This window comes from Ditibartonella choladocola (genome assembly GCF_002007565.1).
In the GTDB taxonomy this organism is placed as follows: domain Bacteria; phylum Pseudomonadota; class Alphaproteobacteria; order Rhizobiales; family Rhizobiaceae; genus Bartonella; species Bartonella choladocola.
Map to the genome: position 1 here is coordinate 1,236,217 of NZ_CP015625.1, position 23,017 is coordinate 1,259,233.

At 46.0% G+C, this 23,017-nt stretch carries 19 protein-coding genes; 13 read left to right on the plus strand and 6 right to left on the minus strand.

What is annotated here, in order from left to right:
• Positions 1–212 precede the first annotated feature (212 nt).
• Together BBC0122_RS05555 and ilvN are read left to right on the plus strand one after the other, a co-directional pair.
• Positions 213–2,012, plus strand: coding sequence for an acetolactate synthase 3 large subunit (locus BBC0122_RS05555; RefSeq protein ID WP_077992041.1), 1,800 nt, complete (start codon positions 213–215; stop codon positions 2,010–2,012).
• Between the two features lie 11 nt (positions 2,013–2,023).
• Positions 2,024–2,596, plus strand: coding sequence for an acetolactate synthase small subunit (ilvN, locus tag BBC0122_RS05560; protein WP_077992043.1), 573 nt, complete (start codon positions 2,024–2,026; stop codon positions 2,594–2,596).
• A 59-nt stretch (positions 2,597–2,655) separates the two neighbouring features.
• On the opposite strand, the gene BBC0122_RS05565 is transcribed toward ilvN, so the two are convergent.
• The gene (locus BBC0122_RS05565) at positions 2,656–3,732 is read right to left on the minus strand and encodes an NAD(P)H-dependent flavin oxidoreductase (protein WP_077992045.1); all 1,077 of its coding nucleotides are present in this window, start codon (positions 3,730–3,732) and stop codon (positions 2,656–2,658) included.
• A gap of 88 nt (positions 3,733–3,820) precedes the next feature.
• Here BBC0122_RS05565 and BBC0122_RS05570 point away from each other — a divergent pair, with 88 nt between their 5' ends.
• The 3 genes from BBC0122_RS05570 to BBC0122_RS12985 all read left to right on the plus strand — a co-directional run bounded on the left by BBC0122_RS05570 (position 3,821) and on the right by BBC0122_RS12985 (position 6,014).
• Entirely contained in the window at positions 3,821–4,942 is a 1,122-nt protein-coding gene (locus tag BBC0122_RS05570) for an ATP-dependent DNA helicase (protein WP_077992046.1), read from the plus strand.
• Positions 4,943–5,019: 77 nt separating this feature from the next.
• On the plus strand, positions 5,020–5,787 hold the full coding sequence (locus tag BBC0122_RS05575) for a glucose 1-dehydrogenase (RefSeq protein WP_198231056.1): 768 nt from the start codon (positions 5,020–5,022) through the stop codon (positions 5,785–5,787).
• Between the two features lie 56 nt (positions 5,788–5,843).
• Positions 5,844–6,014, plus strand: coding sequence for a hypothetical protein (locus tag BBC0122_RS12985; protein ID WP_188318090.1), 171 nt, complete (start codon positions 5,844–5,846; stop codon positions 6,012–6,014).
• An 80-nt stretch (positions 6,015–6,094) separates the two neighbouring features.
• On the opposite strand, the gene gltA is transcribed toward BBC0122_RS12985, so the two are convergent.
• A complete protein-coding gene (gene gltA / locus BBC0122_RS05580; protein WP_077992050.1) occupies positions 6,095–7,387 on the minus strand; it encodes a citrate synthase in 1,293 nt (430 codons plus the stop codon).
• 326 nt (positions 7,388–7,713) lie between these two features.
• Positions 7,714–9,135, minus strand: a complete 1,422-nt coding sequence (gltX, locus tag BBC0122_RS05585) for a glutamate--tRNA ligase (RefSeq protein WP_077992051.1) — start codon at positions 9,133–9,135, stop codon at positions 7,714–7,716.
• A gap of 178 nt (positions 9,136–9,313) precedes the next feature.
• On the opposite strand from gltX (BBC0122_RS05585), the gene BBC0122_RS05590 reads away from it, so the two are divergent.
• On the plus strand, positions 9,314–11,554 hold the full coding sequence (locus BBC0122_RS05590) for a ComEC/Rec2 family competence protein (protein WP_077992053.1): 2,241 nt from the start codon (positions 9,314–9,316) through the stop codon (positions 11,552–11,554).
• Positions 11,555–12,104: 550 nt separating this feature from the next.
• Here the strand turns inward: BBC0122_RS05590 and bfr are convergent.
• Positions 12,105–12,599: a bacterioferritin gene (gene bfr / locus BBC0122_RS05595; RefSeq protein WP_075870748.1), complete on the minus strand. Its 495-nt coding sequence runs from the start codon at positions 12,597–12,599 to the stop codon at positions 12,105–12,107.
• Positions 12,565–12,879 (minus strand): (2Fe-2S)-binding protein, encoded by a 315-nt coding sequence (locus tag BBC0122_RS13135; RefSeq protein ID WP_077992055.1) that lies wholly within the window; start codon positions 12,877–12,879, stop codon positions 12,565–12,567. Before BBC0122_RS13135 ends, bfr begins: the two co-directional genes overlap by 35 nt.
• A 228-nt stretch (positions 12,880–13,107) precedes the next feature.
• Between BBC0122_RS13135 and rpiA the strand changes: the two genes are divergently transcribed.
• The 7 genes from rpiA (at position 13,108) to gltX (BBC0122_RS05635) (ending at position 21,113) form a co-directional block, all read left to right on the plus strand.
• On the plus strand, positions 13,108–13,812 hold the full coding sequence (rpiA, locus tag BBC0122_RS05605) for a ribose-5-phosphate isomerase RpiA (RefSeq protein ID WP_077994529.1): 705 nt from the start codon (positions 13,108–13,110) through the stop codon (positions 13,810–13,812).
• A gap of 80 nt (positions 13,813–13,892) precedes the next feature.
• The gene (locus tag BBC0122_RS05610; protein WP_077992056.1) at positions 13,893–14,474 is read left to right on the plus strand and encodes a DUF2059 domain-containing protein; all 582 of its coding nucleotides are present in this window, start codon (positions 13,893–13,895) and stop codon (positions 14,472–14,474) included.
• A 177-nt stretch (positions 14,475–14,651) separates the two neighbouring features.
• Positions 14,652–16,040, plus strand: coding sequence for a glutathione-disulfide reductase (gor, locus tag BBC0122_RS05615; RefSeq protein ID WP_077992058.1), 1,389 nt, complete (start codon positions 14,652–14,654; stop codon positions 16,038–16,040).
• Between the two features lie 202 nt (positions 16,041–16,242).
• Complete coding sequence (locus tag BBC0122_RS05620) at positions 16,243–17,619, plus strand: class II 3-deoxy-7-phosphoheptulonate synthase (protein ID WP_077994530.1); 1,377 nt, start codon at positions 16,243–16,245, stop codon at positions 17,617–17,619.
• A 40-nt stretch (positions 17,620–17,659) separates the two neighbouring features.
• A complete protein-coding gene (locus BBC0122_RS05625) occupies positions 17,660–18,013 on the plus strand; it encodes a diacylglycerol kinase (protein WP_077994532.1) in 354 nt (117 codons plus the stop codon).
• A 44-nt stretch (positions 18,014–18,057) separates the two neighbouring features.
• Positions 18,058–19,734 carry an NAD+ synthase gene (locus BBC0122_RS05630; protein ID WP_077992061.1) on the plus strand — a complete coding sequence of 559 codons (1,677 nt, stop codon included), beginning with the start codon at positions 18,058–18,060 and terminating at the stop codon, positions 19,732–19,734.
• 8 nt (positions 19,735–19,742) lie between these two features.
• Entirely contained in the window at positions 19,743–21,113 is a 1,371-nt protein-coding gene (gene gltX / locus BBC0122_RS05635) for a glutamate--tRNA ligase (RefSeq protein WP_077992062.1), read from the plus strand.
• A 362-nt stretch (positions 21,114–21,475) separates the two neighbouring features.
• Here gltX (BBC0122_RS05635) and BBC0122_RS05640 read toward each other — a convergent pair whose 3' ends face one another.
• Complete coding sequence (locus tag BBC0122_RS05640; RefSeq protein WP_077992064.1) at positions 21,476–22,948, minus strand: DEAD/DEAH box helicase; 1,473 nt, start codon at positions 22,946–22,948, stop codon at positions 21,476–21,478.
• Positions 22,949–23,017: the final 69 nt, after the last annotated feature.

Sequence of the window (23,017 nt, forward strand, 5' to 3'; positions counted from 1 at the left end):
CTTCCCGTTTTGCTTAAAAAATTGAAATTTTTGGATTGACGAGCTGTTTTCTCCATAATAATGTTTCACCCATGAAACAGATTATTCTAGTAGTGCGAACGCGTATGGGGCAAATGGTGTAACCATTCGGCTTATAGCCACTCATACGCGAAACAGGCTCCCTTGGGGGCCTTTTTTATTACCTCAATGAATTCAGTTGGCGAGTAGGAAAAATGACAGAAGAACCAAAACCAAAAGACAGTTTCGATGGAAAAACAATGTCTGGTGCGGAAATGGTCGTGCAGGCACTTATCGACCAAGGGGTGGAGCGTGTTTTTGGTTATCCGGGGGGAGCGGTGCTCCCGATTTTTGACGAGATTTATCAACAGAATTCATTCGAGCATATACTCGTTCGTCATGAACAAGCTGCCGGACATGCAGCGGAAGGTTATGCCCGCAGCACCGGTAAAGTCGGTGTTATGTTGGTCACGTCAGGGCCGGGTGCTACGAATACGGTGACAGCACTTCAGGACGCGCTGATGGATTCGATTCCGCTTGTATGTTTTTCAGGTCAGGTTCCGACAACCTTGATCGGTACAGACGGTTTTCAGGAAGCCGATACTGTCGGAATTACCCGCCCGTGTACAAAGCATAATTGGCTGGTCAAGGATGTAAATGACCTGTCTCGCATTATTCATGAAGCTTTCTATATAGCGCAGACGGGGCGTCCGGGTCCTGTTCTCATTGATATTCCGAAGGATGTTCAATTTGCCTCCGGAGTTTATACCGCACCCCGATCAATGCCGCGTCAAAGTTATCGACCGCAATTGGATGGCAACAGCAAAGCAATCGAATATGCAGTCAGAATGCTTGCGGAAGCCAAAAAACCGGTTATTTATACGGGCGGCGGGGTAATATCTTCCGGAAGCGACGCCGTGCGCCTGTTGCGCGAGCTTGTTGCGCTCGGAGATTTTCCGATCACTTCGACGCTTATGGGGCTTGGAGCCTATCCGGCATCAGGGAAAAACTGGTTGGGTATGCTCGGAATGCATGGCACTTATGAGGCCAATATGACAATGCATGAGTGCGACGTTATGTTGGCAATCGGTGCGCGTTTTGATGATCGTATTACAGGGCGGCTTGACGCTTTTGCACCCAATGCGCGTAAAATCCATGTTGATATAGACCCCTCTTCAATCAACAAGATTGTCAAAGTCGAAGTGCCAATTGTTGGCGACGTTGCCCATGTTCTGGAAAATATGACACGGAATTTGCGTGCTCTGAAGCCGGTTCCTGATAAAGAAACAAGAAAAGCCTGGTGGGATCAGATCAATCATTGGAGGGCACGCAACTCGCTTGCCTATAAACACAGATCCGATGTCATTATGCCGCAATATGGAATAAAGCGGCTATACGAGCTGACGAAAGAAAAGAACGCCTATATCACGACCGAAGTCGGTCAACACCAGATGTGGACAGCGCAATATTATGGTTTCGAGGAGCCGCGCCACTTCATGACATCCGGCGGATTGGGCACAATGGGCTATGGTTTCCCCGCGTCGATTGGCGTTCAGATTGCCCATCCCGATGCACTTGTTATATGTGTGGCCGGTGATGCATCCATTCAAATGAATATTCAGGAATTGGCAACGGCTATGCAACACAAGACGCCGGTCAAGGTGTTTATTTTGAACAACCATTACATGGGAATGGTTCGTCAGTGGCAACAATTGCTTCATGGAAACAGGCTCTCCAATTCCTATACAGATGCTATGCCCGATTTTGTAAAACTTGCCGAGGCTTATGGAGCTGTTGGCATCAGATGTTCCAAACCTGAGGAACTCGATGATAAAATCGTTGAAATGCTTGAATGTGACAAACCGGTTTTCTTTGATTGCATTGTTGCTAAACTGGAAAATTGTTTCCCGATGATACCTTCCGGTCGTGCTCATAACGATATGCTGCTTCCCGATGAAGCAAATGATGAAGCAGTCCGGAACGCCATAGATGCTAAAGGTCGCTCGCTCGTATAAGGAATAGGATGATGAATGCACAGAATTTAAGTTTTGGCTCAGCTTATTTTATCGAGCCGGATAATGACCCGATGGAAACCCATATGCTTGCGGTTCTGGTTGACAACGAACCGGGTGTGCTTGCCCGTGTTATCGGATTGTTTTCAGGGCGCGGTTATAATATTGAAAGTTTGACGGTTTCCGAAACAGAACATGAGCAGCGGTTATCCCGCATTACCGTTGTAACAAGGGCCACCCCTCAGGTGCTCGATCAGATTCGCCACCAATTGGAGCGCATTGTCCCTGTTCACAGAGTGGTCGACCTCACACTTCGCGCTCGCGAGCAGGGTCAGGATGCTCCGATTGAACGGGAACTCGCACTTATCAAAGTCGCTGGTGAAGGCGCTGATCGCGTGGAAGCCTTACGTTTGGCAGACGCTTTCCATGCCAAAGTGATTGACGCCACAGTTGAACATTTCATTTTTGAAATTACCGGACGCACTGCGAAAGTCGACCAATTCATTGCAATTATGGGGCCATTGGGACTGGTTGAAATTTGCCGGACAGGTGTTTCCGCCATGAACAGAGGGCCAGACGGTATGTAATGAGGCTCGATAGAAGGCCACCGGTAAAATGCCGGTGGCTTTTTTATTAAAACGGATTTTTATTCAGCAGATTGTGTTGCCTGATAATATTCTTTTTTTAGACAATCAACGAGTTCGCCTGCGTCCATCGGGCGTGAAAACGGGGCACCTTGTCCGGCCCAATAAGCACCAAATTGAAAGTTCTGTTTATCTGCCGCAAGTTTTGCAAGTTGCTTTGCTGCATCATAGGCAAAAGGATAGGGGGGAACCTCCTTATTCGGAACGTTTCGGGTAAATTCAACAAAAGCGTTATCAAGTGCACGCGCCGGTCTTCCGGAAAATGCGCGGGTCATCACCGTATGATAGGCCGAGTTGCTGGCGAGAGTTTGTCTATAGCCGCTGTCGGCTTGCGATTGCGGACAGCCGATGAAGGCCGTACCCATTTGTACGGCACTGGCACCGAGTTTTATAAAGGCTGCGATGTCACGCCCGTCCATGATGCCTCCGGCGGCAATGACCGGAATAGAAACATTTTTACGAATGATCTTTAAAAGTGGTGCAAGCGAAAGGCATTGATCGACAGAGTTTTCATCAAATATTCCGCGATGGCCACCGGCCTCGTAACCTTGGGCGATAATTGCATTGAAACCGGCATGTTCGATTGCCAAAGCCTCGTCAAGGTTGGTGGCGGTTGCGAGCAAAAAGATTCCGGCACTTTTCATAGCATTGATTTTTTCCGGTTCCGGTAGACCGAAATGAAAACTCACAATTGCCGGCTTTTCTTTCATAACGAGTTTGAAAAGTTCATCATTGGAATAAAAACTTGTATAGATTTCCCGCAGGCTCGCGGGCTGTTGGCCGTTGAATTTTTGAAACAGAGGGCTCAAACGTTGTAGCCAGTTTTCTTCAACTTGTTTTGCGATCAGCGCAGGCTTATGGCAGAAAAAATTGACATTGAAAGGCCGCGTTGTTGCTTTTTTCAAGCTTTCGATTGCTTTATAGGCGATTTCAGCAGATGAAGCCCCCAAACCGAGTGAACCGATTGCGCCGCTATTACAGATTTTCGCTGCCAATTCGGGCGTTGAAACACCGGCCATCGGAGCTTGAATAAGCGGAATATCTATTTTGAAACGATCGCAAAAACCGGTATGCGGCATGTGTACCTCCCGTAAAAACACGAATATTCTATGGTAACAGGACTATAATTAACTTGCCCTTGATCGTCGAATCCTGTTTGGTTAAATCATGCAATTCTCACCTGAACAGGATAAAGCGCTTACAAAAGTATCGGCTTGGCTCAAGAATGGTCAGTCGCAGCTTTTTCGTTTGTTCGGATATGCGGGAACAGGCAAAACAACGCTCGCCCGTTATTTTGCGGAAAGTGTCGATGGTACGGTTCAATTTGCTGCCTTTACAGGTAAAGCGGCACAAGTTTTGCGCTCGAAGGGTGCAACGAATGCGCGAACCATCCATTCTTTGATATATCGTCCACGCGGTGAAGAAGAAGTGGCAGACGAAACCACGGGCAAAACTTCGATGGCTCCGATGTTTTCGCTCAATCGGCAGAGTCCCATTGCTCAAGCCAAGCTCGTTGTCATTGACGAATGTTCGATGGTCGATGAACAATTGGGGCGTGATCTGATGAGCTTTGGAACGCCTATCCTCGTATTGGGTGACCCCGGTCAATTGCCACCAATATCGGGTGGCGGTTTTTTTACCGAGCACGAGCCGGATTTTCTTTTGACGGAAATACACCGTCAGGCACGGGATAATCCGATTATCCGTCTGGCTATGGATGTTCGGGAAGGCCGCAATATTGATTATGGTGATTATGGTAGTGCCAAGGTAATTACCAGAAAGCAAGTGGATCAGCAATTGGTTCTTGAAGCCGATCAGGTGCTGGTTGGCATTAACCGGACGCGACGGCTTTATAATAAACGGTTGCGGGAGCTTAAAGGTTTTTCTGCCGATTACCCGCAAGCAGGTGATAAACTTGTTTGCTTGCGCAATGATCCCGCAAAGGGGCTGTTGAATGGCTCGTTATGGAAAGTCATGACAGCCTCGAAGGAAACAATCAAACCCGGTATCAGTTTGCTTATTACACCGGAAGATGACGATCGCGGTGTTGCAAAAATAAAATTATTGAAAGCAGTTTTTGACGATCCGGAAAGCGAGATTTCCTGGCAAATGAAGCGCCGTTATGACGATTTCGATTACGGCTATGCGTTGACCGTCCATAAAGCCCAAGGCTCGCAATGGGATAATGTTGTATTGTTTGATGAAAGTTTTGCATTTCGCGATACGCGCGAACGCTGGCTTTATACAGCAATTACACGTGCCGCAGAACGGTTGACAATTGTAAGATAATCATTTCATCTGATACCGATATGTGATTGCTATTAAAATGTAATAGCAAGAAAATATAGGCATGAGGAGAATTTATTATGCGGGTGAAAGATAAAGTAGCGATCGTTACCGGTGGCGCAAAAGGCTTGGGCGAGGCGACGTCACGTCTTCTGGCGAAAGAAGGTGCAAAAGTCGTTTTGACCGATCTTGATGAAGTCCAAGGCAAGAAAGTCGAAGCAGAAATTAACAAAGCCGGCGGCATTGCGAAATATATGAAACACGACGTTGCCAATGAACAGCAATGGAAAAAAGTCGTCGATGACACTGTCAAGCTATTCGGGAAACTGGATATTCTGGTCAATAATGCGGGTGTCGGACACTCGGCTTCTGCAGAAGACGAAACGTTGGAAAAATGGCGCTTTCTGCAATCGATCAACCTTGATGCCGTATTTCTGGGCACAAGAGAAGCGATCCGTGTCATGAAAAACCAGAAGAGCGGTTCGATCATCAACCTCTCTTCTATCGAAGGATTGGTTGGAGATCCAACGCTTGCTGCTTATAACGCAAGTAAGGGCGGGGTTCGTCTATTCACCAAGTCTGCCGCATTGCATTGCGCAAAATCGGGCTATGGAATTCGTGTGAATTCGGTTCATCCGGGCTATATCTGGACACCCATGGTTGAAGAAAGTGCCAAAGAAAGCGGCGATGTCGAGGAAAGAAAAGCAGCCTTAACAGCTCTACACCCGATTGGAAAATTAGGTGTACCGGACGATATTGCTTATGGCATTCTCTATCTTGCTTCCGATGAATCCGGTTTTGTCACCGGTTCGGAACTGGTTATTGATGGCGGTTATACCGCTCAATAAAGAGTGTCAAATAAACGCATTACCCAATTCGATTATAGGCTCGGTCTATAACCCGAATGGAGCAACCGGCTGAAGACCCGTCTTGCGCCGGTTGTAACCGGCAAATTATATCGGAATATCGGTATGTCGGTTGGCTCGGTCGTGCGGGTTTATGGAATTTGCCAAGGATAACAAAGCGGGCAGGCGTTGTTCGTGAATGTTATCTCGATCGCGAAAGTGATATTTGAACAAGAAATAACCCCGCCACAAAATTTGTGACGGGGTTTTAATTTTTGTTTTTCCGGAAATTGAATATTTCCGAAGCAAATTATTTGCGTTTGTCCAGCGGTACATATTCGCGGCGTGCTGCACCGGTATAGAGCTGACGCGGACGACCAATTTTCTGTGCCGGATCTTCAATCATTTCTTTCCATTGAGCAACCCAGCCGACACAACGTGCCAAAGCAAACAGAACTGTGAACATATCGGTCGGGAAGCCCAAGGCTTTCAAAGTAATGCCGGAATAAAAATCAACATTCGGGTAAAGCTTCTTCTCGATGAAATACTCGTCATGGAGAGCGATATGTTCGAGTTCCATAGCAATGTCGAGAAGCGGATCGTCTTTAATGCCGAGTTCTGTCAATACTTCATGACATGTCTTTTGCATGATTTTTGCACGCGGGTCATAATTTTTATAGACGCGGTGACCAAATCCCATAAGTCTGAACGGATCGTTTTTATCTTTCGCACGTGCGATAAATTCAGGAATTCTTTCAACTGATCCGATTTCCTGAAGCATTTTCAAACATGCTTCGTTAGCTCCGCCGTGGGCAGGACCCCACAAGCAAGCGACGCCGGCGGCAATACAAGCAAACGGGTTAGCTCCCGAAGAACCGGCCAAACGGACAGTCGATGTTGAAGCATTTTGCTCGTGATCGGCATGAAGGATGAAAATACGATCCATTGCCCGTGCCAATACCGGATTGACTTTGTATTCCTCACAAGGCACAGCAAAACACATTTTCAGGAAATTTGCAGCATAACCCAAGTTGTTACTCGGATATACGAACGGTTGGCCGATTGAATATTTGTAGGCCATAGCGGCAAGCGTCGGCACTTTTGAAATAAGACGGATGGATGCGATCATCCTTTGACGCGGGTCGGCAATATCAAGTGAATCATGATAGAAAGCCGACATTGCTCCAAGGCAGGCTACCATCACAGCCATCGGGTGTGAGTCACGGCGGAAGCCATGGAAGAATCGCGAGAACTGTTCGTGAACCATGGTGTGCTCGCGCACAGTCCGGTCAAAATCTTCTTTTTGTTTTTTGCTGGGGAGTTCTCCATAAAGCAGCAAATAACAAGTTTCCATGAAGTCACCTTGCTCGGCAAGCTGATCTATCGAATAGCCGCGGTAGAGCAATACACCGGCATCTCCGTCAATATAGGTAATCTTGGATTCGCAAGAAGCCGTTGATGTAAAACCGGGGTCGTAAGTAAACGTTCCCGTTTGCTTATAAAGCGGTGCAATCTCGATAACGTCCGGGCCCATTGTGCCTTTGCGTACCGGAAGTTCAATGCTTTTACCGTCAACGGTTATATGTGCTTTATTGTCTATCATGTATCTTCCCTTTCAGACCCTCCACCCCAAAAAGATGAGGTGCCGCGTTCACACTACAGGTAATAATTGCGGCTCATGTCTAATGCCTGTGTTACTTTCCAGATTATCCAAAAAGCGCCGGCTTGCAATCTCTAAGTTGTGTATTTTTATGTTACCGGTGTCAATCTTGTGTGATTCAAGCACAGGAAAATGCGCGTATCAAAGATCGGCATTGCCAGCGGTCGCAAAATGTCCAAACTAATTTGATAAAAAAATGCCACAGCGCTTTAAAAGGAGCTGTGGCACAATAATAAAAATCAAGATACCGGCTAATACGGCGTGAAGTCTCAGGCGATCTGGTCTTTTATCCGACCCAGCGACTCTTCGCGTCCCAAAATAACGAGCACATCAAAAACACCGGGTGAAACCGCCCGACCTGTTAATGCTGCCCGCAATGGCTGTGCAACTTTACCGAGCTTTAATTGTGCACCTTCCGCATATTGCCTGATGATGTGGTCAAGTTGTTCCTTGTTCCAGTCGGTGCAAGCTTCAAGAGCCGGATAGACAGCTCTCAAAATCGCCTTTCCTTCCTCATTCAAAAGGTTGGTAGCCTTTTCATCGAGTTTCAAAGGCCGGTCGGCAAAGATAAAAGTGGCGTTGTCGATCAGTTCTACAAGTGTTTTGGCACGTTCTTTCAATTCCGGCATTGCTTTTAGAAATTCGGCCCGGTTTTTATCATCGAGCTTCGCTTGAAGTTCCTTACCGCCTTCGATTTCCGGTAGAATGGAAAGCGCGGCATCAAACAGTTCTTTGTCATCGCTCATGCGCATATATTGGCCGTTGATCGCCTCAAGTTTCTTGAAGTCGAAGCGGGCTGCACCTTTGTTGATGTCATCAATATCAAACCAGGAAATCATATCTTCAGTCGACATAATCTCGTCATCGCCATGGCTCCAGCCAAGACGTACAAGATAGTTGCGCAAGGCTATCGGCAGGTAACCCATTGCGCGATAGGCATCAACGCCGAGGGCGCCATGGCGCTTTGACAGTTTTGCACCGTCAGCTCCGTGAATGAGTGGAATATGAGCCATTACCGGAACATCCCACCCCATGGCATTAAAAAGAATTGTCTGGCGTGCAGCATTGGTCAGATGGTCATCGCCACGGATAACATGGGTTACTCCCATGTCGTGGTCATCAACCACCACCGCCAACATATAAGTAGGCGTTCCGTCCGAACGCAAAATAATAAAATCATCAAGATCCTTGTTGGGGAAATGTACATCCCCTTGTACACGATCGTGCACGATTGTTTCGCCCTGAAGGGGTGCTTTTATGCGGATAACCGGTTTTACTCCTTTCGGAGCCTCGGAAGGATCGCGATCGCGCCAGATGCCGTTATAACGCGGGGGTTTTCCTTCTGCCCGTGCTTTTTCACGCATTTCTGTCAATTCTTCCGGTGTGGCGTAGCAATAATAAGCTTGCCCTTTTTTGACGAGTTCTTCGGCAACTTCACGGTGACGGTCAACACGTGAGAATTGCGAAATAGGCTCGCCATCCCATGTCAATCCCAACCACTTCAATCCGTCAATAATTGCATCGACCGCTGCTTTGGTGGAGCGTTCCCGATCGGTGTCTTCGATACGAAGCAGCATTTTGCCACCGGTGTGCTTGGCGTAAAGCCAGTTGAAAAGGGCGGTACGCGCTCCCCCGATGTGAAGAAAACCGGTGGGTGAAGGGGCAAAACGTGTAACTACAGGCGTGGACATAAATGTCTCCAGATTTCTACGAGTATTCCATTGTCAGTATGGTGTCGAACCATTAGCATAGACTCACTCACGTGTGCCAGTCATACCAACGGGGACAGATAGAATTATAAAGCAGAGAAATGCACCAGAAAGCAAATCAAATGCGCAAGGATTGAACAGGCAATCCGGAAAGAAGAGGATGGCGTCTGCTGCGCAGCTTTACAGCCCGGTCGAGCGGCATGTTGTGAGTCTGCCCGATGATATACCATTTATCAATCCACATAAAACAGGGATAAATTCGCTCTCTAAAAAGCTCAAGGATGCGCTTTTGTGGGTTTATCACTCGTTTGTTCATGAATTCGAGCAAGGGTTAGCGTTTTTGCTGATTCCGGTGTTCATGGCTGTCGGTGCGATAATCTATTTTACACTTCCATATGAACCCGACGGTTCAAAACTTGCAGCTTATTGCGCTTTGGCGATCGGGTTTTTTATCCTGTCCCGTCATTATCGGCCGGCCTTTTTTGTTGCCGGTTTTGCGACATGTATTGTTGTCGGAGCATTTTGTTCCAAAATAGAGACGTGGCGTATAGCGACACCAATGCTTGGAAGCGATATTTCGACAACAATAAGGGGGAGAGTTATTGCAGTCGAAAAGGCAACAAATGCAAAATCGCGTTTGGTCGTGGATATATTGGCGACGAATAATCCCCATCTCCATTACGCTCCCGAAAGAGTAAAGTTATCCGCTTCGACGAGCAATATGGAAATCGAACCGGGTGACGGGGTCGAGGGACGGGTGAAATTACGGGCAAGTTCCGGACCAATCAGGCCAAACAGCTATGACTTCGGATTTTCCAATTATTTCCAGTCTATCGGTGGTCAAGGCTATTTTGTAGGCAAGCCCAAGAAAATTATTGTCGAACCGCCGGACTCGTTGATTGAGCGGGTTTCTTTGGGAATTTCGCGTTTACGTGTGGCAATGACAGTAAGGATCATAAAGGCGATCGGCGGGGAAACCGGTAGCATAGCGGCAGCATTGATTACCGGCCAAAGAGGCGGCATCTCGCAGACAACCAATGATGCTTTACGGGTTGCAGGACTTTCGCATATTTTGTCAATTTCCGGTTTGCATATGGCGATGGTCGCCGGCATGGTTCTGATTATTGTCAGGACATTACTTGCAATATTTCCCGGCTTTGCCTCGCGCTATCAATCAAAGAAGATTGCCGCCGCAGCGGCATTATTGGCATCCGCCTTCTATCTCGTCTTGTCTGGTTCCGATGTCGCGGCGCAGCGCAGTTTCGTAATGGTTGCAGTTATGCTTATCGCGATAATTTTTGATCGTTCCGCGATAACAATGCGCAATCTCGCTATTGCCGCCATTATGACTTTGCTTGTTGTCCCGCATGAAGTGCTGGGACCGAGCTTTCAAATGTCGTTTTCGGCAACAGCCGCATTGGTGGCTGTGTTCGGTTGGTGGAGCAGAAGACCGAAATCATATTATCAGACGACACCGATGTTCGTGGGAGCCGGTATAATGCGCATTGTTCTTTTTCCGGTTCTTTCGACGGCAATCGCTTCACTTGTGGCCGGTCTTGCAAGCGGAATTTTTTCTGCTTACCATTTTTCCAATACAGCGCCCCTTGGAATTATCAGCAATGCTTTGGCATTTCCTGTAATGTCTATCATTGTCATGCCTTTTGCACTTGTTGCAGCGCTGGTTATGCCATTCGGTCTTGAATGGCTGCCGTTGCAAGTCATGGGAGGAGGCGTGAAACTTGTTGAAAAAATTGCCTACAGTGTTGCGGCAATCTCTCCGGATATCAATCCGGGTGTCATCCCTCCGGTTGCATTGGTTTTTCTGTCTTCCGGCCTCATTATATTTTTAATTTTAAAAACGAGGCTTTGCCTCTTTTCAGTTCTATGGTTTTTGGTTGGCGTTTTTTTTGTTGTTCTACAAAAACCGCCCTTATTGCTTGTGTCGGAGGATAAAGGTGCTGTCGGCCTCATCGACAATCGAAATCTTTATATTACCGATAAAAAACCGACGAAATTTGTCACAGAAGTTTGGCAACGGTCGTATAAATTGAACGCAGTTGTAGGCCCCGCAAACGCTGAACAGCGGGAAGGAGCGCAATTTATTTGTAATGAAGGGACTTGCCGAGCGCAAAAAGATGGCGGTTTAAAAATAGCAGTAATCGAAGAGCAATATAATAGCGACATGACATGCCCTGATGCGGATATTCTGGTTGTTTATCAAAATATCCATTTATTGAAATGTGACTCAGGGCAAAAAATTATTACTGCAACTTCATTGATGTTATACGGAACTATGTTGGTTACCGATAAAGGTAAAATAATATCCTCTATTAAGGGAGGGCCGACACGACCTTGGAACGAATATCGAAAATATTTGCAAGCCTCAAACCGGTCGTTCTGAATGAAATGACAGTTAAAGACTATCAGGATTCTTGAATTTCAATTCTTCGATTTCGGCTTGTCTTCTGCTCATCTTTTTCCGCTTGTTTTTCACTCATTAACAACTGACATCGTTCGGGTATTCGCTTGAAGCGTCAATAATGAACGAAACTGTCGATCAATGAAAGAAACTGTCACGCAGTTTAAGGCTTTCGGTTTCACGGAAGCTTTAACAAGTTATCGAGCCAGTTAAATATAATAGAGGCAGAACCTGAAAATGCCTGCAAGATTTCTTATTCCCATGGATAAATCGACGAGATTTCTAGCTCCATGGATGCGGTTCACCAACTCCGCTAGTCTTTCTGAAATGAGCGGTGGTGTTGTGACAACTGCGACATACCGGAACGTCGGTTTAATGAGCAATGAGGCGGGGACACCAAAACAGGGTGTAAGCGAATAAATAGCTATTTCAAAATAAATATGTGAATTTGAAAAACGGCTTCAGGCTAAAAGAAACAGGCCAGAACAACACTCGTGGTGGTTCTGGCCGGTTCAATTTCGATATTTATTTTTTATTCTTTGGCTTCGGCATGTTCAGCTGAACCTGCATTCAACTGGCCATATTTTTCTTCGCCAATCTTGTTAAGGAGAGCAAGTTGTGTTTCCAGAAAGTCGATATGACCTTCTTCATCTTCCAACAATTCATCGAATAATTTTTTTGAGATATGGTCGGACAATTCGGCGCACAGCTCACGTGCAACGCGATAAGCTTCTCTTGCCTCATATTCTCCGGCCAAATCACATTCCAGAACTTCCTTGATATTCTGGCCGATGCGAAGAGGGGCGAGGGTTTGCAAATTGGGATGCCCCTCCAGAAAAACAATACGTTTGACCAGCTTGTCAACGTGCCCCATTTCTTCAATGGATTCCTCACGTTCCTTATTTGCAAGCTTTGTGTAACCCCAATCTTCAGTCAAGCGGTAGTGAATCCAATATTGGTTGACCGCCCCAAGTTCAAGAAAGAGCGCCTGGTTAAGCCGCTCGATGACCTTTTCGTGACCTTTCATGTTGACCTATTCTCCTATATTTCAATCGCAATGCGCGCACACGATCAAGATAGGAGATAATCTCAGCCTCGTCCCGATTATGTAGGCGATGATAATTTTCCGATACCCGAATAATGGTTTCGAGTATATTCGGAAAGCAACAGCAACACTTGCCGCGCTTCGCCAACACTTTATAAATTTTTCCGGGAACAATCAATTGCCAACAATCCTCTTCCAACAGAGAATTGATAACATCTTCGATCTCTGATTGACTTATTACGTTACACGAACAAACAATCATTATCGATAACCAATTACAATGAAACCTATCAGACTCACTAAAACATGACAAACATATGAAACATTAAGTCGGGAATCAACCCCTAAAGTGGATTTTTTTTATCAACTATAAAAACAGGGTATAAAAGCGCAAATTTCGGTAAAAATATCGGGTTTCGGGTGTCGGGAGATTGCTTTTTTTTCAGCGATCCGTAAGAGATGAAACACTTGTTAGGAAAAGCGAATGGCTATGAATGCTCTGGAACTGAAAAAAGCAGCCGCCGCAAAAGCGGTTGAATTTGTCCAAGACGGGATGAAACTTGGAATTGGAACCGGCTCTACAGCAAATGAATTTATTCGTGTATTGGCGGAGCGTGTCAGAGACGGTTTAAGCGTTGTGGGCGTTGCTACATCGGTGCGTTCGGAACAGCTATGCCGTGAACTCGGAATTCCGGTAGCAAGTCTCGATGATGTTCCCGGTCTTGATCTTGATGTTGACGGTGCTGATGAAATTGGTCCGCATATGGCTTTGATAAAGGGGGGCGGTGGTGCATTATTGCGTGAAAAGATCGTCGCTTTTGCTTCGACCCGCATGTTGGTGATTGCTGACTCTTCCAAACTGGTCAACGCGCTTGGTGCATTTCCTTTGCCTATTGAAGTCAATCCGTTCGGTTTGGCAGCGACAAAACTTGCAATTGTCGAAGTAACAAAGAGCCTTGGCCTTTCTGGCAACATTTCATTAAGGCAAGAGAATAATAAACCTTTTGTTACTGATGGTGGACATTTTATTCTCGATGCATCATTTGGCCGTATTTCTGATCCAGAAGCTCTATCCGAAGCACTTTTTTCGATCCCGGGCGTTGTCGAACACGGTTTATTTTTGAATTTGGCAAAGAAATCGGTGGTTGCAATGACCAATGGTGAAATAAAAGTTTTGGATGAGGCGGATTTTTAGAGTAAATGTCTTTCCATCGGTTTTTTTTGACGAAAAAGATGGCTAAAAGTTTTTGACGATAATTATGGAGTAACCACTGAATGAACACGGCATTTTCCATCCGACGCCTTGCTGCAACGCTGGGAACAGTCGCAATTCTTGGTATGGGCGTTAATTTTACCTATGCTGACGATATTAGCGAAGCACAGTTGCAATCGGCACAAAAAGCAATTGCTGCAATCCATGCTACAGACCAATTTGATGAATTTCTCCCAAGCACCGCTCGTGATCTGAAAGACGAGTTGATGCGTAAAGACCCCAATCTCGCAAATGTTATTTCCGATACGGTTGATGAACAGGCAATGGCACTTGCCAAACGTCGCGCCGATTTGGAAAAAGAGGCCGCCCGTGCCTATGCCAAGCATTTTTCACAAGCCGAGCTTGACCAGATCACTGCCTTTTATACATCGGACACAGGTAAAAAATTGTTGACAGAAGGTCCTGTTGCCGTTCGCGACATCCTTTCGGCTTATGACGTATGGCGTCAAGGTGTAGCTCAGGATCTGGCTGCAAATGTCGGAAAAGCAATGGCTCAAAAGCTTGGTACACAAAAACGTGCAGCACCCAATCCACCGGCAGCCGCGCAGAGTGCAAAGCCCAAGGCTCCCGCACCTGCACAATAATCGGCTTTCATCAAGTTTTGAAAATGGCGGCATTATTGTCGCCATTTTTTTTGCCAAAAATTAAAAATACAGCTATTTCAGAAATCGGTTAAAGCAAATAACATTGTATTGGCTTATAATTCAGGCACTCCGGTACCATATTAAAAGTTCCAACAATTGAAGTGAAAGGAAGTCCCCGTGTCATCATATGATTTTGATCTGTTTGTAATAGGTGGTGGTTCGGGCGGTGTGCGTGCTGCACGTTTGGCCGGTGCGCTCGGAAAAAAAGTTGGCATTGCAGAAGAATATCGCATGGGCGGAACCTGCGTTATCCGCGGTTGTGTGCCGAAAAAGCTTTTTGTCTATGCCTCGCAATATTCACAGGAGTTCAAGGATAGTCATGGCTTTGGCTGGACTCTGGATGATTACAAATTCGACTGGACGCGGCTTCTTGAAGCTAAAAACAAAGAGATTGCCAGACTCGAAGGGCTTTATCGCAAAGGACTTGATAACAACCATGTCAAGATCTTTGAAAGCCGTGCCGTTTTTGTCGATGCTCACACATTGGAAATTAAAACAACCGGCGAACGGGTAACTGCCGAGAAAATTCTGATTGCAACAGGCGGTCATGTTTCCCGCCATCCGGAAATTATCGGAAACGAATTGTGTATCAGCTCGAATGAGGCTTTCAATCTGGACAAATTGCCTCAATCCATCGTGATAGCAGGCGGTGGCTATATTGCAGTAGAATTTGCAAACATTTTTCACGGACTGGGTGTGAAAACAACACTCGTTTACCGCGGTGATCTGATATTGCGCAAATTCGACTCCGATTTACGGCAACTGTTAAATGATGCCATGCAAGAAAAAGGTATTCGCATTTTATATAACGCAACGATCGAACAGGTTGAGAAAAATTCTGAAAACTTCAACGTAAAGCTTTCGACAGGCGAAACATTGACGACGGGAAAAGTCATGCTGGCTCTCGGACGTTCGCCCAACACCGACGGATTGAATTTGGATAAAGCCGGAGTTGAATGTAATTCCCGTCATGCTATCATTGTCGACGACTATATGAAGACAAGTGCTGATAATATTTGGGCTGTGGGTGATGTTACCGACAGGATACAGCTAACACCTGTCGCAATCCATGAAGCAATGTGTTTTATCGAAACCGCTTTCAAAAACAATCCGACAAAGCCGGATCATGAACTTATTGCAACGGCTGTATTTTCACAGCCCGAGATTGGCACAGTAGGGCTGACAGAAGAAGAGGCGGTGAAGAAGTTCCTGCGTGTCGAGGTTTATCGTGCTCTGTTCCGTCCGATGCGTAATACACTTTCGGGAAATACAGAAAAAATGCTCACCAAACTGGTTGTTGATGGAACGTCAAAACGGGTGGTGGGAGCCCATATACTGGGTCATGATGCAGCCGAGATGGCACAACTTCTCGGTGTCTCTCTCAAAGGCCAATTGACGAAAGATGTGTTTGATAGAACCATGGCGCTCCATCCGACGGCCTCTGAAGAATTGGTTACAATGTATCAACCCACTTATGTTTACGAAAACGGAAAGAAGTTGAATTGAATAAGGATGTGTTCAGTCGAACGGAAGTTGTTAAATTGTAGTAAAAAAAGCGGAATTCCACTTTTAGAGAGACCATGGACTTGGCTTTAAACAACAATTCTGTTTATATCATAAAGTAGGTAGGTGCACCTGATCCGGGATATTTTTAAATCCCGATAAAAGGACACCGGAACTATATTTTATACCGTAAAGTGAGATAATGATGACTAAAAATTGGACGCCTGCATCTTGGAGATCAAAACCGATTAAGCAGGTACCGACTTATCCTGATCCTGTAGCATTGGCTCATGTAGAAAGTGAATTGCGCCGTTATCCACCTTTGGTATTTGCCGGTGAAGCGCGCAATTTGAAGCATGAACTTTCACTGGTTGCAGAAGGAAAGGCTTTCCTGTTGCAAGGGGGTGATTGTGCAGAAAGTTTCGCCGAGCATGAAGCTGATAATATCCGCGATTTTTTCCGCGTATTTTTACAGATGGCGATTGCATTGACTTTCGGCGCTTCAAAGCCGGTGGTAAAAGTCGGCCGCATTGCCGGACAATTTGCAAAACCGAGATCTTCCGATACTGAAACCAAGGATGGTGTTACCTTGCCATCCTATCGTGGCGACATCATAAACGGAATAGAGTTCGATAAAGCTTCTCGTACACCCGATCCACAGCGCATGTCGGAAGTTTACCGGCAATCGGCAGCAACTTTGAATTTGTTGCGTGCCTTTGCTCAAGGTGGCTATGCCAATCTGGATAATGTCCATAAATGGATGTTGGGGTTTATTGCCAACAGCCCGCAGGGCGAACGTTATAGCAAGCTTGCACAACGCATTTCAGAAACAATGGATTTTATGCGGGCAATAGGTATAACAGCCAATACAAATTCGTCATTGCGTGAAACGTCATTTTATACAAGCCATGAAGGGCTTCTCCTCGGTTATGAAGAAGCGCTAACGCGCGTTGATTCTACATCGGGTGACTGGTATGCGACATCGGGGCATATGCTCTGGATCGGAGATCGTACACGTCAGTCCGATCATGCGCATGTCGAATATTGTCGCGGTATCAAAAACCCGATCGGCCTTAAATGCGGTCCGTCACTTGAACCTGATGATTTGTTGAGACTGATTGATATTCTCAATCCCGAAAACGAGGCGGGAAGACTGACACTGATTGCCCGTTTCGGTTACGACAAAGTAGGAGATCACCTTCCGCAACTCATTCGTGCTGTTGAACGCGAAGGTAAAAAGGTTGTCTGGTCTTGTGATCCGATGCATGGCAATACCATTACGGCCAACGGTTATAAAACCCGCCCGTTTGAACGGATTTTGAAAGAGGTGGAAAACTTCTTCGCTGTCCATCATGCAGAGGGAACTTATCCCGGTGGTATCCATATCGAAATGACCGGACGTGATGTCACTGAATGTACGGGTGGCGCCCATGCCATTTCGGCAGAACATCTTTCCGATAGGTATCACACCCATTGTGATCCGCGGCTGAACGCCGATCAGGCACTTGAATTGGCGTTTCTTGTTGCAGAGCTTTTGAAAAAACAACGGGATGCCGAGACAACACAGGCAACTGCCCGCTAGAGAAATTAAAACACAATTTTTGACATCGGATGAAAAACGCATGGAGAGATTATTCAAAGCATTTTTGAATTCCCTCCGTGCGGTCAAATATTTGTTGACTCACGAAAAGGCTGTTATTCAAGAGACAATTCTTTTCGTGATTTCTCTGCCTGTAGCCTTCTTTTTGACCGATAATTGGCAAAGCTTTTTATTGCTTTGCGGTTCTATACTTTTTGTTATTATTGTCGAGGTATTGAATACCGCTATCGAAGCGACCTGCAACGCCATCACCCGCGAATATCGTGAAGATATAAAAATTGCCAAGGATGCGGGTTCTCTAGCGGTTCTTCTTTCTATTCTCTTAACGATATGTATATGGATTTCGGTCATTTTAAAAACGTTGTTTTTCGTTTAACATATGCCGTTGCAAGGGCAACGATGACAGGCTAAATCAAGACCATGACCAAAAAGCTGATAGAAAATGATCTGACGCTCGCTGTTGCACAATTCAATCCGGTTGTTGGCGACATTGAAGGCAATTTGAATCTTGCCTTGAAAGCCCATAACGAGGCGAGTGAAGCCGGTGCCGACCTTCTACTGTTTACCGAGCTTTTTATCAGCGGTTATCCTCCTGAAGATCTTGTGCTGAAACCGTCTTTCATTGAAACATGTGAAAAAGCATTGTCGAAACTTGCATTGGCAACGGCTACGGGTGCCGGTATTATCGTCGGTGTTCCGATACGTCGAAAAGGTCACGTCTATAACGCCGCAGTCGTTCTTGACGGGGGAAAGGTCATTGCCGAATGCCTGAAATTCGACCTGCCGAATTATAGCGAGTTTGACGAAAAACGGGTTTTTTCTGCCGGACCATGTCCGCAGCCGGTGGAATTCCGTGGCATGAAGATCGGTTTGCCAATTTGTGAAGATATCTGGAATGATGATGAAGTCGCAGCCCGACTTGCCGAAGCAGGCGCGGAAATCATACTCGTTCCCAATGGCTCTCCTTATAATCGTGAAAAACCGGAATTACGCTATGAAGTCGTTAAAAAACAGGTATTGAAATCTTCTCTGCCAATTGTTTATGCGAATGAAGTCGGCGGTCAGGATGAACTTGTTTTCGATGGTGGGTCATTTGCTGTCAATGCAAATGGAACGCTTGCCTTTCAAATGAAGCATTTTCAAAGCGAGCTTGCATATAGTCGCTGGCAAAAACAGAATGGTAAATGGTCTTGTGTTTCGGGACCTCAGGAAAAAATGCTTCATGATGCAGCAGCCGATTATCAGGCTTGCGTTCTAGGCTTTGGCGATTATGTCAATAAAAACCGGTTCAAGAGTGTTGTATTGGGGCTTTCGGGTGGTATCGATTCAGCCTTATGTGCGGCCATTGCAACCGATGCACTTGGAGCAGAACGTGTTCACGCTATTATGCTTCCCTATAACTATACCTCTTCGGAATCGATAAGGGATGCGGAAGAATGTGCGAAGATGCTGGGCTGCCGGTATGACACAGTACCGATTGCCAAACCGGTCGAAGGATTTGAACAGGCTCTAAAACCGCTTTTCCAAGGCACAAAGGCCGATATTACCGAGGAAAATTTACAAAGCCGGACACGCGGCACAATTTTGATGGCCATATCGAACAAGTTCGGCGCAATGGTTGTAACCACCGGAAACAAATCTGAAATGTCGGTTGGTTACGCTACGCTTTATGGCGATATGAATGGCGGCTTTAATCCGATAAAAGACATTTATAAAATGCAGGTTTATGCGCTTTCAAACTGGCGCAATAACCATTTTCCAATGAACGGCTTGGGACCAAAAGCCGCGGTCATTCCGCAAAATATTATTGATAAGGCACCATCGGCCGAACTGCGTGAAAACCAGAAAGACGAGGATTCACTTCCTCCATATCCGGTACTTGATGATGTTTTGCGTTGCCTCGTCGATGAAGAAATGAGTGTTTCCCAAATAGTCGAACGTGGACATCCGAGAGATTTGGTCGAAAGGATCGAGCATTTGCTCTATATATCCGAATATAAAAGACGCCAATCGGCTCCCGGCGTAAAAATAAGCCATAAAAATTTCGGTCGTGATCGTCGCTACCCCATTACCAATCGTTTCCGCGATAAAAATTGAGTTGTTTTATGATAAAAGTTCGTTTTGCACCCTCGCCAACCGGTTATATTCACATCGGTAATACCAGAATTGCTTTGTTTAATTGGCTGTTTGCCAAGGCCGAACAGGGTAAATATGTTTTACGTTTCGATGATACAGACATCGAACGCTCCAAACAGGAATATATTGATGGAATCGGTATTGACCTCGACTGGCTCGGTATCAAACCGGATGAAATCTATTATCAGTCCAAGCGATTTGACCGCTATAATGATGTCGTTGAAAAGTTGAAACAGCAAGGTCTTCTTTATCCCTGTTATGAAACACAGGAAGAGCTTGAAAGACGGCGTAAAATTCGTTTGTCTCGCAAACTTCCGCCAATCTATGGACGTGAATCTTTAAAACTTGAGCCGGAAGAAATAAAAGCATTTGAGGCCGAAGGCCGCAAACCTCATTGGCGCTTCAAACTGCCCAATTTTGATACCGACCCGTTCAAGACGAGACGCACCGATGTCCATTGGAATGATGTTGTGCGTGGGCCGCAAACAATTGATCTTGCGTCTATGTCGGATCCGATCCTCATTCGCGAGGATGGAAGTTATCTTTATACCCTGCCTTCTGTCGTAGATGATATTGACATGGGTATAACCCATATTATTCGCGGCGATGACCATGTTACAAATACCGGCGTTCAAATAGCAATTTTTGAGGCACTTGGTGCTCATGCACCGACATTCGGCCATATCAATCTGCTTACGACCATTTCGGGTGAAGGTCTTTCTAAACGTAAAGGTGACCTGTCAATCCGTTCATTACGGGAAGAAGGTTTTGAACCTATGGCTGTCGAGTCATTGGCGGTTCTGATTGGAACTTCCGAAAATGTAACAGCATGCAGAACCCAGGAAGAGTTGCTGGAACACTTCGATCTGGCATCTGCATCAAAGTCGTCGGCAAAATTCGATCCGGCCGATTTGTTAACGCTTAACAAGCATATTGTGCATTTGCTGGAATTTGATGAAGTCAAGGCACGTCTGGAGAAATTGGGTATAGCCGGAAAAGATGCTTCACCCTTCTGGTATGCAGTACGCGGCAATATTGACAAGGTAAACGAAGCCAAGTTCTGGTGGGAAAGATTGGAGAAAGACGGTTCTTTTAACGCTGTTTCAGAGGAAGATCGTGATTATGTTCACCAATCTGTTTCCTATTTACCGGAAGGCGAATTTAACGAAACAAGCTGGAAAAGCTGGACGGAAGCATTAAAAAAAGCAACAGGCCGAAAGGGCAGGGCACTTTTTATGCCATTGCGGCAGGCGCTCACCGGCCTCGATCATGGACCGGAAATGGCAGCATTATTACCGCTATTGGGAAAAACCAAAACTCTTAAGCGTTTAAAAGCTTGAACTTGATGTTTAAAGAAACACCAATAGAGGCAGATTAGCAGATGTTGATCTGCCTTTTCTTTAATCAAAAATTTTCTATTTGGCCAAAAGCCACCGGTACGTAAGGCTGCTATTTTTATCTGATAAAATCAATATTGGCGGCGAAATACCGCTTCAAACCGCTGAATTTTCCGCTCTATAACAATGCCGGATGAAACGAACGGAGAAACGGTTAAATCAACCCTCGTATGGCTAAATCAGCCCAGCCCACGGCTAAATCAGCCAATGTACGGCTAAATCAATCCCGCGTACGGCTAAATCAGCCTTGCGTACGACAAATAATCAGCCCCGCGTACCATTAAATCACCCCGCTTACGGCTAAATCAGCCCCGTGTATCAATCAGCATAAAAGCGGGAATATCGTTCCCGAACCCTTTCGGAGAGGCGGGTTCTTTTGACAATTTACCGGCGTAATTTTTTGAAGAGTCGTTGGAACGAACATCCGTTGCAGAAGCATGCTTAAGGCTTGGCTCAGCATCTTTTGTTTTTTCAACTTTTTCGACAGGCAGCTTTTCACGGCTTTTGCTTTCCTGCTTTTGCTCGGCCTTGTCTGTTCGTTTTTTCGCGTTTCTTCCGGTTTTCGATTCTGCCGATTTGGAGCGTTTGTCGTTACGGTTTGGCTCTTCCTCGCTCGTATCCTGTTTCAGCGAAGCGAGATCGCCATTATACCAATCGATTTTCTGATCGCTCATCTTTTCGATTGCGTCGACGTATTTTTTATCTGCCGTTGTAACGATAGTGAAAGCTTTTCCCGATTTTCCGGCTCGACCGGTTCGTCCGATACGGTGAACATAATCTTCTGCATGGGTTGGAACATCGTAGTTAAAGACGTGACTTACATCCGGAATATCAAGACCTCTGGCAGCAACGTCGGAAGCAACCAGCAAAGCAATTTTTCCTTCCTTGAAATTCGCCAGCATAGTCATGCGCGAGCGTTGATCCATGTCGCCATGAAGTGCACCGACGCTGAAGTTATGGCGTACGAGCGAACGAAACAGCTCCGATATATCTTTTTTCCGATTACAAAAGATAATTGCGTTTTTTAATTCATTTCCTTCATTATGAATGAGGTCGCGCAAGACTGCACGCTTTTCCCAGGATTTACGGCCGGAAGCGACGAGCTTTTGCGTAATTGTGGTGGCGGTTGAAGAGGCTTTTGCGATCTCAATCCTGACCGGATTATGCAGGAATTGCTCGGTCAATTTGGTAATTTCGGGTGCCATGGTTGCCGAAAAAAACAACGTCTGGCGGGTAAACGGAATGAGTTTACAAATACGTTCAATATCGGGAATAAATCCCATATCAAGCATACGATCTGCTTCATCGATAACCAGAATTTCAACGCCGGTTAACAACAACTTGCCCCGCTCGAAATGATCGAGGAGTCGTCCCGGAGTAGCAATCAGGACATCCGCTCCACGGTCAAGCTTGCGATCCTGATCGTCAAACGACACGCCGCCAATGAGAAGTGCCACACTCAAGTGATGATTGGCGCCATATTGATCGAAATTCTCTTTCACTTGCGCAGCAAGTTCACGTGTCGGTTCAAGAATGAGGGTGCGGGGCATTCGTGCCCTTGCGCGCCCTTTTTCAAGAAGCGTCAACATTGGAAGTACAAAGGAAGCAGTTTTCCCCGTACCGGTCTGGGCAATGCCCAATACATCCTCATGCTTCAGGACATGAGGAATGGCTCCAAGTTGTATTGGCGTCGGTTCTTCATATCCAACGGATTTTACTGCTTCGAGAACCTTTTCAGAAAGGCCCAAATCACTGAAACTGGTCAAAGGCGCTATCACTCTTTCTCTTTTTCGCCCAACTTTTATGACTATGGTCAGGACAAGTCAGCCAACTTACACCCCTTACAA